This is a genomic window from Desulfovibrio sp. SGI.230 (assembly GCF_050313065.1).
Lineage (GTDB): Bacteria > Desulfobacterota > Desulfovibrionia > Desulfovibrionales > Desulfovibrionaceae > Desulfovibrio.
Map to the genome: position 1 here is coordinate 207138 of NZ_JBNPKS010000004.1, position 15450 is coordinate 222587.

12 protein-coding genes are annotated in these 15450 nt (G+C 64.6%); 4 read left to right on the plus strand and 8 right to left on the minus strand.

Annotation, left to right across the window (positions count from 1 at the left end):
- The first annotated feature begins 42 nt into the window (after window positions 1–42).
- The 4 genes from ACQRAG_RS06130 to ACQRAG_RS06145 all read left to right on the plus strand — a co-directional run bounded on the left by ACQRAG_RS06130 (window position 43) and on the right by ACQRAG_RS06145 (window position 4084).
- Window positions 43–1827: an ABC transporter permease subunit gene (locus tag ACQRAG_RS06130; protein WP_427804149.1), complete on the plus strand. Its 1785-nt coding sequence runs from the start codon at window positions 43–45 to the stop codon at window positions 1825–1827.
- The gene (locus ACQRAG_RS06135) at window positions 1824–2582 is read left to right on the plus strand and encodes a phosphate ABC transporter ATP-binding protein (protein WP_427804148.1); all 759 of its coding nucleotides are present in this window, start codon (window positions 1824–1826) and stop codon (window positions 2580–2582) included. The genes ACQRAG_RS06130 and ACQRAG_RS06135 overlap by 4 nt, the downstream gene beginning before the upstream one ends.
- A gap of 139 nt (window positions 2583–2721) precedes the next feature.
- A complete protein-coding gene (locus ACQRAG_RS06140; protein WP_168936193.1) occupies window positions 2722–3297 on the plus strand; it encodes a hypothetical protein in 576 nt (191 codons plus the stop codon).
- 106 nt (window positions 3298–3403) lie between these two features.
- On the plus strand, window positions 3404–4084 hold the full coding sequence (locus ACQRAG_RS06145; RefSeq protein ID WP_168936194.1) for a hypothetical protein: 681 nt from the start codon (window positions 3404–3406) through the stop codon (window positions 4082–4084).
- Window positions 4085–4144: 60 nt separating this feature from the next.
- Here ACQRAG_RS06145 and ACQRAG_RS06150 read toward each other — a convergent pair whose 3' ends face one another.
- From ACQRAG_RS06150 to ACQRAG_RS06185, 8 genes are all read right to left on the minus strand, one after another.
- A complete protein-coding gene (locus ACQRAG_RS06150) occupies window positions 4145–8635 on the minus strand; it encodes an efflux RND transporter permease subunit (protein WP_427804147.1) in 4491 nt (1496 codons plus the stop codon).
- Between the two features lies 1 nt (window position 8636).
- A complete protein-coding gene (locus ACQRAG_RS06155; protein WP_289616584.1) occupies window positions 8637–9761 on the minus strand; it encodes an efflux RND transporter periplasmic adaptor subunit in 1125 nt (374 codons plus the stop codon).
- On the minus strand, window positions 9758–10219 hold the full coding sequence (locus ACQRAG_RS06160) for a MarR family winged helix-turn-helix transcriptional regulator (RefSeq protein ID WP_204625221.1): 462 nt from the start codon (window positions 10217–10219) through the stop codon (window positions 9758–9760). Before ACQRAG_RS06160 ends, ACQRAG_RS06155 begins: the two co-directional genes overlap by 4 nt.
- A gap of 200 nt (window positions 10220–10419) precedes the next feature.
- Window positions 10420–10932, minus strand: a complete 513-nt coding sequence (locus ACQRAG_RS06165; RefSeq protein WP_204625220.1) for a 4Fe-4S dicluster domain-containing protein — start codon at window positions 10930–10932, stop codon at window positions 10420–10422.
- Window positions 10932–13031 carry a molybdopterin-dependent oxidoreductase gene (locus tag ACQRAG_RS06170; protein WP_427804146.1) on the minus strand — a complete coding sequence of 700 codons (2100 nt, stop codon included), beginning with the start codon at window positions 13029–13031 and terminating at the stop codon, window positions 10932–10934. The genes ACQRAG_RS06165 and ACQRAG_RS06170 overlap by 1 nt, the downstream gene beginning before the upstream one ends.
- Before the next feature lie 32 nt (window positions 13032–13063).
- The gene (locus ACQRAG_RS06175; RefSeq protein WP_427804145.1) at window positions 13064–13579 is read right to left on the minus strand and encodes a hypothetical protein; all 516 of its coding nucleotides are present in this window, start codon (window positions 13577–13579) and stop codon (window positions 13064–13066) included.
- Between the two features lie 55 nt (window positions 13580–13634).
- Window positions 13635–14768: a sulfite exporter TauE/SafE family protein gene (locus tag ACQRAG_RS06180; RefSeq protein WP_168936202.1), complete on the minus strand. Its 1134-nt coding sequence runs from the start codon at window positions 14766–14768 to the stop codon at window positions 13635–13637.
- Between the two features lie 319 nt (window positions 14769–15087).
- A partial coding sequence (locus ACQRAG_RS06185; RefSeq protein WP_427805288.1) for a hypothetical protein occupies window positions 15088–15450 on the minus strand: 363 nt, incomplete at its 5' end.

The window sequence follows — 15450 nt, forward strand, 5'->3', positions numbered from 1 at the left end:
CACTATGCGGGGCGGCCATGCCGCCCCGCCGGGATCCTGAACATGGCATTTCCTTTTCTGCGGCGCAGCGGGACCCTGCCCCGTCTGTGCGGCCTGCTCGTCATCCTTGCCACGGGCGCCCTGTTCGCCCTGGTGGGCTGCTTTGCCCTGCCGGTGCTCTGGAGCGCGCAGGGCAGCCTGATCTTCTCCTGGGCGTGGCGTCCCCCCGCGGACTTCGGCATCCTGCCCATGCTGGCGGGCTCCCTCATCCTGTCCTTTTCCGCCCTGCTGCTGGCCTGGCCCCTGTCCCTGGGGCTGGCCTGCGCCCTGCAGGATCCCCGCCCGGCGTTCCGGCAAAAATGGCTCACGGGCCTCATCCGCTTCATGACCGCCATCCCCACGGTGGTCTACGGCTTTGCCGCCGTGTTCTTGCTCACGCCTCTGGTCAGGGAAGCCGCCGGACAGGGCTCCGGCCTGTGCTGGCTCTCCGCCGCCTGTGTCCTAGCCCTGCTCATCAGCCCCACCATGGTGCTGGTCATGGATGTGGCCCTGCGCGAACAGATGCGCCGCCTGCTCCTGCCCGCCCTTTCCCTGGGCATGAGCAGGGATACCGTCCTTGCCTGCCTTGCCCTGCCCGCCGTCCGCCGCTGGCTGCTGACCGCCGGCCTGCTGGGCTTCGGCCGGGCCATCGGGGACACCCTCATCCCGCTCATGCTCAGCGGCAATGCGCCCAACGTCCCGCAAAACCTGTTCGCCGGGCTGCGGACCCTGACCGCCCACATGGGGCTGGTCACGGCCACGGACGTGGGCGGCCCGGCCTACAATTCCCTGTTCGTGGCCGGGGGGCTTTTGCTCTGCATCAGTACCGGCGTCAGCCTGGTGTTGCGGCGTCTGGAAAAGAAGCAGGACGTGCTCCTGCCGCCCGTGCCCGCCCTCTGGCGCCGCCATGCTCCCGCGGGCCTGCATCTGCTGGCGCGCGGTGCCGGTCTTTTGTGCAGCGCCTGTGTCCTCGCGCTGCTGGGCTTTTTGCTCTGGCGGGGGCTGCCGGTGCTGGATGCCGCGCTTCTGGTGGGTGACGCGCCGTTCTGGCCCGCCCTGCTGGGACGCTTCCCCATCTGGGACGGCATCTGGCCCGCCTGTCTGGGGACCCTCTGCCTGCTGGGCATCACCATGGCCCTGGCCCTCGTGCCCGGCATCGGCTGCGGCATCTACCTGGCGGAATACGCCCCGCCCCGTATGCAGCGCCTGCTCAACAGCCTGATGGACATCCTGTCCGGCGTCCCGTCCATCGTCATGGGCATCTTCGGCTTCACCCTCATCCTGTTCCTGCATCGTCTGGGCTTTGCCGGGGCCAGTTCCGGCCTGCTGCTGGCCGGGGGCTGCCTGGCCCTGCTGGTCCTGCCCGCGCTGGTGGTGACCACGCGCACCGCCCTGGAGAGCCTGCCCGCCTCCCTGCGCCTGAGCGGGGCCGCCCTGGGCCTGCGTCACGGCCAGGTCGTGCGCCACCTGTTGCTGCCGCAGGCCAGCCGCGGCATCCTGAGCGGCGTCATGCTGGCCCTGGGCCGCTCCGCCGAAGATACGGCCGTCATCCTGCTTACCGGCGTAGTGGCCAACGCGGGGCTCCCCGCCGGTCTGGGCCTGCGTTTCGAAGCCTTGCCCTTTTTCATCTATTACACGGCTGCCCAATACCAGACACCGGAAGAGCTGCAGCGGGGCTTCGGCGCCGCCCTGACCCTGCTGGCCCTTTCCGGCGGCCTGCTCCTGCTGGCCTGGTGGCTGCATGAACGTTTCCGCCGGGAACGGCAGCCGGGCATGACGCCCCTGACGTTTTCGGGAGGACCGCAATGACCCCTCTTGTCCGCATCCATGATCTGTGCCTGCACCTCAACGGCCGCGCCATCCTGCACCATGTGGATCTTGAACTGCCGCGCCACGGCATCAGCGTCCTGCTGGGGCGTTCCGGTTCCGGCAAGACCAGTTTCCTGCGCTGCCTGAACCGCCTGCACGACTGCACCAAGGACAGCCGCATGCAGGGGCAGGTGGAACTCTTGCTGGACGGGGAGATGCGGGACATCAGCCGCCTGCGGGGCGAGGAGGCCCTTTCCCGTCTGCGCCGTCAGGTGGGCATGGTCTTCCAGACCCCCAATGTGCTGCCGGCCAGCATCGGACAAAACCTGCTGCTGCCCCTGCAGCTGGCTGCCGGGCTGGATATGGCCGAGGCCCGCTCACGGGCCCGGCGCAGTCTGGAAGACGTGGGCCTGTGGCCGGAAGTCCATGACAGGCTGGGCGACCCTGCCGGCTCCCTTTCCGGCGGCCAGCAGCAACGCCTCTGTCTGGCCCGCACGCTGGCCCTGGAGCCGCAGATCCTCCTGCTGGACGAGCCCACGGCATCCCTCGACCCGACCAGTACCCGCCGCATCGAGGATCTGCTCCTGCAGCTTTCGGAACGTTACGCCATCATCCTCGTCTCGCACGGGATCGCCCAGGCACGCCGTCTGGCGACCCGACTCCTGCTTTTTGAGGACGGCCATGCCCGCGGCCCCTTCCCGCCGGAAGAGCTGGCCCGCATCTTCCCCCATGAGGATGCGACGGGACAGGCCTGAGACGAGGGGCTCGCAGTCAACACCACGTCCGGCGGGCCGGTGTTTTTCCGCTGGCAGGGCGGCAGGCATCATGCTATCCAGAAAGAAGGAACCCCTGTCCGTGACGGGCAGATCGTCTAACCCCTTGCAAGGATCCGTCATGTCTGCTGCCATCCGCAATCCCCTGCCGCTGTGGGGATTGTACTTCCTGCTGCTTGTGGCCATGTTCGCCACGCCCCTGTCCAACCTGAGTTTCCTGCTCTGGATCATCGCCCCCCTGCTGGCCCTGACGATCCGCAACAGCGCCCGCAAGGAAGGCTTGGAGGACGATGCCCAGCACGCCTCCTGGATCATGGGCTCGGCCGGGCTCTTCCTTCTGCTGGTCTTCCTGCTCATCGGCGGCATGGCCACCGCCAGCTCGACACTGATCGGAGCGGAGTCCCAGCAGCGCATCAACGAGATCAGCACCGCCATGAGCCGGCAGCAGATGCCCTGGAAGGACGCCTTCGTCCAGCTGCTGGAAGTCCAGGGCGTCAAAGGCATGATCCTTATTTGTGCCGGCGGTCTCCTGCTGAGCGTGCTCTGGCCCCTGCAGCGCATCCTCCAGGGCATGGTGGCCCTGAAGATGCAGGTGGCCCCGCGCCGTATCTCCACCGGCGGCAAGCTGCTGACCCTGCTGCTGGCCGTCCTGCTGGCCGGGGTCTCGTGCCTCGCCGCCCTCGGCGCGACCCTGTAACAGGCCCCGTCAAAAAACATCCGGGTGCAAAAAGTGCCCTGCCTGCCGGTGCCCCGTGGCACAGGCGGACAGTTCCTGAACCTCGGCATACCAAGGGGGGTGTCGCATGATCCGTCCCCGCTTCCGTCATACCGGCAGGCCTTGCTGCCTGATTCTGCTCTGTTTGCTGCTCCTGCCCTGGCTGGGCGCCTGCGCTCCCCAGTACGGCGTGAGCGTGGATTCCCTGCGCGGCCCCCAGGCCGACAGCGCCGGCACCGTCTATGTGCCCCGCCCCGGCGTGGAAGGCATGGCCGAGGACGACCTGCTGTTCCGGGATGTGGCCGCACAGCTGGAGCCCTGCTTCACGGCCCGGGGCTACACCCTGAAACTGGACGGACAGCCGCAGGACAAAAGCGACAACCTGGTCTTCATCAGCTTCGGCATCAGCGAGCCCGACGTGCGCATCTACACCACGGTCAGCTATGTGCCCTACACCTGGGGCCGGGGGCATTTTCGCCATACCCGCTGGGTGCGCGAGGAAGAGACGCGGACCAAGGTCTTTTTCCATGCCGGGCTGCTGCTGGAAGGCTGCACACGGGCACCGGACGGCGGACGCGGCAAGAACCTCTGGCGGACAGAGATCCGCTGTACGGGACGGGATGATGACTTCCGCACCCTGCTGCAGGCCATGCTGCCCGTTTTGCAGCAGCACCTGGGCAAGGATACCGGCGGGCGACGCTATTTCGTCGTGACGCTGGATGAGGATGAAGCGCCTGTGGTGGAAGAAAAGGAAGTCACGGCCAACTGAGATGCGGCCGGTCCACCGATATGAAAGAGCCCTGCCGGTCTCCGGCAGGGCTCTTCTTCATCAAGGCTGCGTCATGTTTTCACCTGTCCAGCCGCCGCCAAGGGCCCTGACGAGAGAAACAGCATCCTTGGCCATGGCCGCCCGATGCGAGGCGTATTCCGTCTCGGCGCTCAAGCTGGATGCCTGGGCCGTCAGGACATCCAGATAGTCGCCCTTGCCCCCCGCGTACAGATCGCGGGAAAGCCGCAGGGCCTGTCTCTGATGGTCCCGGGCCGCACGCAGGCCGTCTTCCCGGCGTGATTCCTTTTCATAGGCCGACCAGGACGTCTCCACGTCATGCAGGGCCTCCAGGACCGTTTCCCGGTACACAAGAGCGGCCTCTGCCGCGGCTGCCCGGGCCTGATCCACCATGGCCTTGTTCCGGCCGAACGAGAAGATGTTCCAGCTTGCCATGGGCCCCACGCCCAGGCTCTTCATGGCGTCGCTCCAGGAGACGAAGTCCGAGGAAGTGACGGCCCCGCTGCCCACAAGGGAAAAGCTGGGGAAGAGCGCGGCCTGGGCCACCCCGATGCGTGCCGTGGCCGCATGGTGCTCGGCTTCGGCCTTGCGGACGTCCGGCCTGCGGCGCAGCAGATCGGAAGGCACGGCCGAAGGTAGACTGCGCAATTCCGGTATGGGCCCGGCGGGGGACAGCCGGGCATCGAACATGCCGGGATTGCGGCCGGCAAGGGCCTCCAGACCGCGGATGGCCGCCACGACCTCCGCTTCCGCCGACGGCACGGACGCCTGCGTGGTCTCCATCTGGGCCCGGGCGGCATGCAGGTCGAGCATGGCCACGGTACCGGCATCGGCACGGGCCTGGATGACGCGTACCGTATCCCGCTGCACGGCCACGTTCTCCAGCGCGATGCGGAGTTTTTCCTGTGCCAGCCGCAGATCCACATAGCCATTGGCCACTTCCACCGCCAGGGAGGCGCGTGCGTCGGCAAGGCTTATGCCCGCGGCCTCCAGATCGGCCCCGGCAGCTTCCAGGCTGCGCCGCAGCCCGCCGAACACGTCCACGGCCAAGGCCAGCTGCACGGAGGCGTCCAGTTTGGTGGCTGTCCCGTCGGGCGCATAGTTCCGGGAGCGGGCAAGCTCGCCCGTCCCCGTGGCATCCGGCAGGAATTCCGCACGGGCCTCCATGCGTGCCGCCCGCGACTGGGCCACCCGCTGCACGGCCTGCCGGACGGAAAGGCTCCCCTCCTGGGCTTCGAGCACCAGGGCCGTCAGCAGCGGATCATGAAAATCCTCCCACCAGGACGGGCGCAGGGGAGCACCCGTACCGGCAAGCGTGCCGGGCAGGAAGTTTTCCGGTACGTCCGCGTCCGCCCGCTTGAAGTCAGGCCCCAGGGTGCAGCCGCCCAGACCGGACAGGCCCACGGCCAGCAGCAGGCACAGGGCCGCGCGACCGCCGCGGAACTTTCTCGAAGCCTTTTCTCGCAGGCGCTGGAAAACGGCATACAGGGCCGGTGTGAACACGATGCCCACACATGTGGCCGCCAGCATGCCGGCAAAGGTCGTGATGCCGATGGCCTGACGGCTGGCGGCACCCGCACCGTCCGCGAACACCAGGGGCAGAACGCCGAAGAGGAAGCTCCAGGCCGTCATCATCACGGCGCGGAAACGCAGGTTAGCCCCCGAAAGGGCCGCCTCCTCGATGCCTTTGCCGCCCTCGCGCTCCTGCTTGGAGAACTCCACCATCAGGATGGCGTTCTTGGCCGCAAGGCCGATGAGCATGACCAGGCCCAGCTGGGCATAGATGCTCATGGATTCCCCGCAGACGGTCAGCCCCAGCAGGGCCCCCAGCACGGCAAAGCTGACGGTCAGCATCACCGGCACGGGGATCGTCCAGCTCTCGTACTGCGCCACCAGGAAAAGATAGGCGAACAGCAGGGCCAGCCCCATGAGGAAGACTATCTGCCCGGTGTTCTGCTTTTCCTGATAACTGAGGCCCGTCCATTCGATATGGTAGCCCGCGGGCAGCTTGATGCCCTCGATGGCCGCGTACAGGTCGCCGGAGCTGACACCGGGGGCGCTCTGGGCGTTGATCTCCGCCGCGACCATCTTGTTGAAGCGCGTGATCTGGCGCGGCCCCACTTCATACTGGAGCGTGCCCAGAGCGCTCAGGGGCACCATGTCGCCGTTGCTGTTGGGGATGAGCAATTCTTCCACATGATGCAGCGACGAGCGGGAGTCGGCCCCGGCCTGGAGCTTGACCTCGAAATTGTTGCCGCTCAGGGTGAAGTCGTTGATATAGTAGGACGCCAGCACATCCTGGAGCGTGGAAAACACGGTCCCGGCCTGTACGCCCAGCAGTTCGGCCTTTTCGCGATCCAGGCGCAGGCGGAGCTGCGGCGTGGCCGCATCATAGGCAGTCATGGCGAACATGGTCTCGGGGCGTGCCGACAGATCACGGACAAAGGCGTCTGTGACGGTGGCCAGTGCGGAAGCATCGATGTCCCCGATGCCGCAGATGTCGAACGAGGCACCGCCCGTGGCGCCCAGGCCCATGATGGCCGGCGGCGTGAAGGCCACGATGCTGGCGGCGGCGATGTCATGCGTCCGTCCCTGGATCTGTCCCATGATGGCCGAAAGGCGGGTCTGCGGCGCGCTGCGCTCCTCCCAGGGATCCAGCTCCACGATGCACATGGCCGCGTTCTCCCCGCTGCCGCTGAGCATGCTCATGCCCGAGACCTGCATGACGGAACGGATGCCGGGGATGGCCGCCAGACGCTCGCGCACCGTGGCCAGCACCGCATCGGTACGTTCCTGGACAGCATCGCCGGGCAATTCCACATTGCAGAAGATGACGCCCTTGTCTTCCATGGGCAGGAACGACGGCGGGATATGCCCGTACAGGAGCCATACGCCGAGGAAGGTCCCGCCCAGTATGCCCAGCGTCAACCCGCCGCGCCGCACAAGGCGCCCCGTCATGCCCAGGTAGCGGCCGCGCAGGGCATCCAGGAACCTGTTGACGGGCAGGAAGATGGGGGCACACTGCCCGCCCGACCTGCGCAGGACCAGGGCGCACAGAGCCGGGCTGAGCGTCAGCGCCACCACGGTGGAAAGGCAAAGGGCCACGCACATGCTCACCGCGAACTGGCGGTAGATGGCCCCCACCATGCCGCCGTAAAAGGCCAGAGGCGCATAGCAGGCCACCGTGACCAGGGTCGTGGCGATGACGGCCCCGGTGATCTGCCGCATGCTTTTTATGGCTGCCTCACGGGCGGGCAGGCCTTCGCGTTCCATGATGCCCTGCGTGTTCTCCACCACCACGATGGCATCGTCCACCAGGGAACCGATGACGAGGATCAGGCCAAACATGGTCAGGGTGTTGATGCTGTATCCCAGGGCGTACATGACGCTGAAGGTCCCCACCAGCGACACGGGGATGGCCACCGCCGGGATGAGCGTGGCCCGCCAGTCCTGGATGAACAGCCACGTCACCAGAACGACCAGGATCAGGGCCACCACCAGGGTGGAGACCATCTCCCGCATGGAGGCGACGATGAACTTGGTCGGGTCATAGGCGATGGAATAGCTCACACCGGGCGGAAAGCGCTGCTCCCAGGTGGCCAGCTCGGCCTTGATGCGGTTCATGGTCGCCAGCGCATTGGCATCAGGGCTCCGGTACAGGGACAGGCCCACGCTTTCCTTGCCGTTGAAGGTGGAACGTCCTGAATAGCTGCTGGAGCCCAGCTCCACGGTGGCCACGTCCCGCAGGCGTACTATCCGGCCGCTGTCGGCATCGGAGCGGACCACGATCTCGCCGAATTCTTCCGCCGTCTTGAGGCGCCCCTGCACATTGAGCTTGTAGGAAACGTAACGGTTGCTGCCTTCGGCCCCCAGCGTACCCGCGGCCGCCTGCACGTTCTGCGCCTCCACGGCGCTCCTGATCTCGCTGGACGAGATGCCGAGCCCGGACATGCGCAAGGGGTCCATCCAGATGCGCATGGCGTATTCCTGCTGCGACATCATGTCCGACGAGGAGACCCCCTCCAGACGGGCCAGGGCATCCTTGACGTTGTTGTTCACATAGTTGACCAGCTCGTTCAGGCTCAGGGAGGTGCCGTCGGTCTGGAAGGCCAGCATGGCCAGGATATCGTTGCCGCGCTTCTCCACCGTGATGCCGACCTTGGTCACCTCGCTGGGCAGCTGGGCCTCCGCCCGTTTGACGGCATTTTGCAGGTTGACGAGGGCGATGTCGGAATCCGTGCCGGAGCGGAAGGTCACGGAGCAGGAATAGGAGCCGGAATTGCTGCTGGTGGAAGAAAAGTACAGCAGGTCCTCCACGCCGTTGATCTCGTTCTCCAAAGGCATGGCCACGGTCTGGGCCACCACGTCGGCACTGGCCCCGGAATAGGTCGCCGAAACGAAGAGCGTGGGGGGCGCGATCTCGGGATATTCCGCCACCGGCAGGTTGGCCAGGGAGATGCCGCCGGCCAGCAGCAGGATCAGGCTCACCACAGCGGCAAGGCGGGGACGTTCGATGAAGATGCGCGAAAACATGCTAGTCCCGCACTCCGGCATCCGCGCCCTTGCGGGCATAGTCCACCTTCATCCCGTCAGCCACCTTGTGCGTGCCGTCCGTGACGACCCGCTCATGGGCGGTCAGCCCCGAGCGGACCGTCTGGGATTCGCCCACCAGATTCCCCAGCGTCACGCGGCGCAGGCTCACCCGGTCGTCCTCCTGCACCACATAGACGAACGCTCCCTGCGCGTCATGCTGCACGGCCGACGGGGGCACGGCAGGCACAAGGCTGTCCGTCTGCCGGTACAGGGTCACCACCACCGTGCTCTCAGGCACGAGACGGCTCTGGGGATTGGCCAGCTCGGCGTAGACCTGGATCGTGTCCGTCCTGCCCTCCGCCGTGTTGTCCACGATGGTCACCCGGCCTTCGGTCCCATAGTCCGTACCGTCGGCAAGCCGGACCCGCACCCGCCCCAGCGAGCGCAGTTCCTCTTCGGAACCGAAAACAGCCTGCATGTCGCGTACGCTCAGGCCAAAGCGCACACGCACAGGATCCGTCCTGACCAGCGTCACCAGCGTGCCGGACGAGGTGGTCACATAATTCCCGGCCGTGAAGGCCGTGACCCCGATACGCCCGGCCATGGGCGCCACTATCCGGGTGTTGCGCAGGTCATCCTGGGCCGTCACAAGGTCGGCCTCCGCCGCCAGCAGTTCACCATAGGCCACCTGCTCCGTCCGTTCGGCGCTTTCCAGCACATCACGGCTGACGGCCTGCTTTTTGAACAGGCTGCGATTGCGGGCCAGGTCGGCCCGGGCATAAGCGTGCTCCGCCTTGTACTGCACGACCTTGCCCCGGGCATTCTTCACCGCGGCCTCGTAGCGCACCGGATCGATGCGGTAGAGCATCTGGCCGGCCTGGACCGTATCGCCATCGCGAAAACCCACTTCCAGGATCTCGCCCGCCACCCGGGGCACCAGCGATACCGTGGCAGGCGAGACCACCCGACCGGTATAGCGGCGGCTCTGGGTGTCCTGTACGGCAAGGACTTCCCCCACTTCCACCACAGGCGCCGGTACCGGCATGCCCGGCCCCGGCATGGCCGCCCGGACAAAGGGGACGGCACACAGGAACAGCAGCAGGGACAACAGGAGGGATCTTCTCATTTGCCCGCTCCCTGCGCCTGCGCTGCCCGCAGTTTTTTGCCTTCCTCCAGGGCGATGGCAAGGACACGCTCGAAGGTCGCCCTGTCTTCCGCCGACACATCACGCAGCAGATGGTCCAGGATGCCGTTGATCTTGTCGTGATGATACTGGTAGCGCTCCATGCCTTTGTCCGTCATACGGATGGAGACCGCCCGCCGGTCCTTTTCCGATGGTTCCCGCACCACCAGCCCCTCCAGGACCAGCCCCTGCACCGTCTGCGAGATGCAGCCCGGCGAAAGGTAGAGCAACTGGGCCAGCTCCTTGACCATGAGCCCTCTGGGGGCACAGGCCACCAGGGCCTCGATGATCCGCCCCGGTGCCGTGGGCAGTGTGCCTTCCGGCATATCCGGCCCCTGGGTGGGGTGTTTTCCCAAAGAGAGCAGGATCTCCGAAAGATCCGGTATCTGCGTCCATTCCATGTGAGCCCTCTTAATTATTTATTTGAAAAATAGTTTAGTTACTAAACTATTTCTTTATGTCGCCCTCCTCTCCTTGTCAACCGCTCCGCACGCAAAGCCCTCCCGGAAGGGCCCGAAACGCCAGCAGGGAGGCCTGCCCGTACGGCAAAGCCTCCCTGCTGTCTTGGTCCCCTGCGGACCGGTCTGGACGGCCGTATGGTCTATTCCGGCAGGCTTCCTGCCAGATCCTTGATCCAGCGGATGGTCTGACGGCTCATCTTTCGATGCATGTCCTCATCATTGCTCACATGCAGGGCCCGGGCCAGACAACCGGCCACACAGACGGGCTCCAGCCCGGCCTTGCGCCGGTCATGGCACAGATCACACTTACAGGCCTTGCCGGTAACGGCATCCAGATGGGGCACATGGTAGGGACAGGCCGTCACGCAGGCACCGCAGCCCGTACAACGGTCGGCGTCGATATGGACGATGTTTTCCTCATCCAGCCACATGGCATCATGCGTACAGGCGCGAAGACAGGCGGGCCGCGCACAGTGCACACAGGTCACGAAGCCCATGGGCAGGCTGACCTTGCCCTCTTTCAGAGCGGGCGTGCCGCCCAGCTGCCGACACAGGGGCAGGGAGATCCCGTGCCACTGACGGCAGTGGATCTCGCAGGCCTTGCAATTGACACAGCGTTTTTCGTCAAAAACGATACAGGTGGAACTGCTCATCAGTTTTCCTCCCGGGCATGATCATTGCGGACGGGGCGCAGGGTCACAAAGTGCTCCTGCAGGGCAAGGCCGTGGACCATGGCATCTTCCTTGTCCAGTCCGCCATGCATGAACTCCTGGTCTGCCAGTCCCTTGCCGCGGGCCCTGCTCTCCACCGGCAGGCGATGCCCGAAACCATGCAGCATGAACACGGCATCGGGATGCATGCCGGGGATGACACGCACCCGGATCTCGCCACCCTTGCCGTCAGCTCTTTCCATACGGACAGCATCTCCATCCTCCACGCCCAGCTCGCGGGCCCGTTCAGGGGCGATCCAGGCACGGTTTTCCGGCAGGCTGTCGTACAGCAAGGGATTGTTCTGGGTGTGCGAATGGGTGTGGCGCGCATTGCGTCCCACGATCAGGCGAAACTGCCCCTTTCCCGGCCGGGGCACGTCCTGCCAAGGCATGAGCGAAGGCAGACCGGCTTCCCGCCAGGGACCGAAAAGGACTTCTATCTTGCCGGAAGGCGTCGCGAAACGGGGGCCCAGATCGATGGGCGCATCTGCGAGAGAGACGGAACCGTACCGGAAATCCTCCACGGAGACACCAGTCCCTTCCAGCTGGAAGCGCCAGACATCTTCCAGCGTCTCGCAGGCCAGACCCTCCAGCCCCAGACGGCGGGCCAGCTGTCCCAGGATCCACCAGTCCGGCCGGGTATCGAAACGGACATCCGCAGCCGGGCTGCGCATGATGAAGGCAGGCTTGCTGCCGCTCTTGACCTGGAGCAGGGATCCCCGCTCCACAAAGGACGGCATGGGCAGCACCACATCGCTGAACCAGGCCGTATCCGACCAGGAAAAGGTCAGCGAGACCATCAGCTCCAGACCGGCCAGCTGGGCCTTCTGCCGTTCAGGGTCCGGCATGGCGGACAGGGGGTCGTGCTTGAGGGTGAAGTAGGCCTTGACGGGATACGGATCCCCGCTTTCCACGGCCCGGAAGGCCTTGTGCAGCAGGCTGGCGCCGGGAGCAAAGGCCGGTTCGGCCCAGCCGACGCCGTCCGCCCGCTTTTCCCTGGGGGCGGCATACAGCGAGGTGAAGGAGCGCAGGCCCTTGCGGCCGGCATCCTTGGGACCCGCCGCCAGCAGCAGGCCGCCCTTACTGCCGAAAGCGCCCAGCAACGCGTCGATGAGGTAGGCCGTACGGCAGACCATGAACGACTGGGGATAACGTGTGCTCATCCAGCCGCCATGCCAGATGACCTGCGGCGCCGCAGCGGCCAGGGAACGCGCCAGCTCTGCGATGACATCTGCCGGGATGTCGCACTGGCTTTCGGCCCATTGCGGCGAATAGGGACGCACAAAGTCCGCCAGCGCTTCGAAATCCTGGACATAACGCTCCACGTACGCGGCATCGTAGAGTTTTTCTCCGATCAGGACATGCAGCACTGCCAGGTTGAGAGCCAGATCCGTGCCGGGACGGATGCAGAGGTTCTGCTGCGCCTTGAGCCCCGTCACCGTGGGGCGAACGTCCACACAGGTCAGACGACAGCCCTTGTCCAGCGCGTCCAGCACCTGATTGAGCTCCCCGACCTTGAGAGATTCCAGAAAATTCCGGCCCTGCACGACGATATGGCGGCAGTTCTTGAAATCATAGATCCATTTGCCGCGCCCGTGACCGGTCAGGGAATAGGAGGCCTGGTTGACGTTATGGGCACAGGCGTCATCATGAGTGCAGTAATTGGGCGAGCCCAGACCGCGCATCAGGGCCTTGCTCATGTCGGAGAACGGCCCGGGCCGCTCGGACCAGAGCACACTGCGCGGCCCGTAGGTGGCCATGATCGTTTTCAACCGTTCCGCCACATAATCCAGGGCCTCGTCCCAGCTCACGGAACGCCACAGTCCTGCGCCGCGCTCTCCGGCACGGATCAACGGCCCCTGCGGACGTTCATCATCAGCATACAGGGCCAGGGACGCGGCGCCCCGGGGGCACAGGGCCGCCCCGGAAGCACTGTGGCTGTTGCCGCATATCCAGCGCGGCACGCCGTTCTCACAATGGATCTCCACAGGGCAGCGTGTATTGCACATGCCGCACAAGGAGTAGACGATGGATGACGCCATATATGGACTCCTGCCCGCATGGCGGGCGCGTATTAGTCGATGATCGCCCCTTGTCCGTCCTGCCCGACGGGACATACCAGACGTCCCAGCAGCAGGCGCAAGGGGATGTAGGCCAGCACGAACCAGAAGACGAAGCCCGGCTCAGGCCCCAGCAGGGGCAAAGAAAATGGAAGGGAGGGGCTGACCGTACCGAAACGGGCCTGCATCCAGGCCAGAGCCAGAGGGACAGGCCATAACGACGCTACCCACAGGGCTCCGTTGAGGGAAAAATAATAGCCAAAGGCCTCATGCCCCTGGCGATTGACTGCCTTGTAAGCCTCCTTGCCGCTCTCGCGCAACGCTCGCTCACTCAGCTTGTGGTAATGCCGCATCTCGGTGCGCAGTTCCTTGAGACGGGCCGCATGCATGCGCTGCCCGAGCCGCAAGGTCAGCAGGCCCAGCAGCACGGCCTGGGCTGCCAGTACGCATGTCCCCACTATATAGCCCCATTCCGGCAGCTCAGGGAACCAACGGTACGGAGCGATGCACCAGGGATCTATCCACAACAAAAAACTTTTCATGCCGCGCAAAAACAGGGCAGGGAAAGCCCCTGCCCTCCGGTAGTTACCCGAAAATACGGTAATTGAAGAAGCCGCGCAAGACGTAATCCGTACCCACATACAGGGCAAGGACGATGAAAAGGCGCTTCAGCCAGATGTCCGAGAAAAAGCGGGACGTGTAAGGCCCGATGAGCGAGCCCACGGCGATGCCCACCAGTTCCAGCCCCACCAGGGACCAGTCCACGGTCACGCCATGCAGCAGCAGGGTCGTGATACCGGTGATCATGCTCACCAGCACGGCCAGAGCGGACGTTCCTGCGGCCAGATACATGGGCAGCTGGGTGATGCTGGTCAGGAAAGGTACCAGCAGGAAACCGCCACCCACACCCAGAAAGGCGGCAATGGAAGAGATGACGATACCGCCCACGAACGGCAGCACAGGATTGAAGGAGAACTCCACGCCGCAGAAGGTGAAGACGCAGCGTCCCAGACTGAAGCTGCGCAGACGGACACCGGTCTCCACGACCTCACCGGGATTCTTGTTTTTCACCGACGCTTCGAAAGCTTTGGCAGCTTCTTTGGCCTTGGCCTTGGAACGCTGCCCGGCGGGAGAGGTCTCCCACATCAGATAGCAGCCCAGCAGCAGGACAAAGAGACCAAAATAGCCCTGATACGAGGAAAAATTCAGTTTACCGGCCGTCAGCTTGACTGCCATGAAAGCGCCCACGATGGACCCCAGACCCAGAGCGATCCCCAGCGGCAGCACGATACGCTTCAGACGATAGTAGCTGAAGGTGCTCAGGGCCGCGGAAAGCCCGGCCAGCATCTGGTTGGACGCCCGCACAGAGTCGGTGATGGATTTGTTGAGGGGCGTCTGCCCAAAGGATTTGGCATAGGCGCCCAGGCCATGCACACTCATGTGGCCCACACCGGCCATGACGCCGCCAAAAGCTCCTACCGTGGAGAAGATCCAGCCCACCCATAGGGCCCAGCCGAAGGCCAGCAGCATGTTGGTCTGCGGCCCGCCGGGAATCCCCAGATAGCCGGGGGCTGCCTGCATGTCGATGGACTGCGGCGCCGTTTCAAGTTGTTTGGCGATGGCATTGGCAAGCGGGCTCGTTTCTGCCGCCAGCGCAAGACTGGTATAAAGTGCGATACCGACCAGGACCAGAGTAGTCCCCAGGACGATTTTTTTCATGGAGCCTCCTTAATAAATTTAATAATCAATACTTATATACTATCCATAAGAAACACTTTGCGCAAGCCCATTTCAGCGTGAAGGGCACAGGTTGAAGGAGATTAGCCCGCACTCTGACTTCTCTCGGCGTGGTACAGGCTAACGCATGAAGAAATCAAAGATTACCCTAAAGAGAACGCAGACCGCAGTCGGTAGGATGACAAATCAGCTCGTCATGGCACAAAAGGCCGTGAGCCAAGAGCACAGCCGGGCCTGCTTTTGCAGCTATCCCGTGTCAGTCTTCCGGACGCAGCGGTTACGGCTGTGACAACAGCTTTTTTTAGTCTAGCGTATCCGGGAAAAGATCCGGGATCTGCATGGTCCACCTGAAAACGTGCCTGCTGCCCGAGGCCTCATTGGACGCCGGTTCGTTTACAGGCTGGGGAGCATGGTTTGCTGATACGATAATAAAAACGAGCATCGCGCGCTGTCTGAGGCACACAGAAGGGGATTCACCCTGTTGCACGGACACAAGCGCCGACATCACCGCAGACTCACCGGCAAAAGTTTTTGGAAGGGAGGGGTGCGGGGAGGGAGAACCTTTTTCCAAAAAGGTTGCCCTCCCCCCAAGCTGTTCTTTCTTCACATCTCCAGGCGTCTGCCTGCCGTCCCCAAAACAAAAAATCCCCGGCGGAGCGGGGAT

Coding starts and splice junctions, on each gene's coding strand:
- ACQRAG_RS06165 (WP_204625220.1), bottom strand. CDS start 10,932: ATGAGCAGTTCCACCTGTATCGTTTTTGACGAAAAACGCTGTGTCAAT.
- ACQRAG_RS06160 (WP_204625221.1), bottom strand. CDS start 10,219: ATGGAATGGACGCAGATACCGGATCTTTCGGAGATCCTGCTCTCTTTG.
- ACQRAG_RS06170 (WP_427804146.1), bottom strand. CDS start 13,031: ATGGCGTCATCCATCGTCTACTCCTTGTGCGGCATGTGCAATACACGC.
- ACQRAG_RS06145 (WP_168936194.1), top strand. CDS start 3,404: ATGATCCGTCCCCGCTTCCGTCATACCGGCAGGCCTTGCTGCCTGATT.
- ACQRAG_RS06135 (WP_427804148.1), top strand. CDS start 1,824: ATGACCCCTCTTGTCCGCATCCATGATCTGTGCCTGCACCTCAACGGC.
- ACQRAG_RS06130 (WP_427804149.1), top strand. CDS start 43: ATGGCATTTCCTTTTCTGCGGCGCAGCGGGACCCTGCCCCGTCTGTGC.
- ACQRAG_RS06180 (WP_168936202.1), bottom strand. CDS start 14,768: ATGAAAAAAATCGTCCTGGGGACTACTCTGGTCCTGGTCGGTATCGCA.
- ACQRAG_RS06155 (WP_289616584.1), bottom strand. CDS start 9,761: ATGAGAAGATCCCTCCTGTTGTCCCTGCTGCTGTTCCTGTGTGCCGTC.
- ACQRAG_RS06150 (WP_427804147.1), bottom strand. CDS start 8,635: ATGTTTTCGCGCATCTTCATCGAACGTCCCCGCCTTGCCGCTGTGGTG.
- ACQRAG_RS06140 (WP_168936193.1), top strand. CDS start 2,722: ATGTCTGCTGCCATCCGCAATCCCCTGCCGCTGTGGGGATTGTACTTC.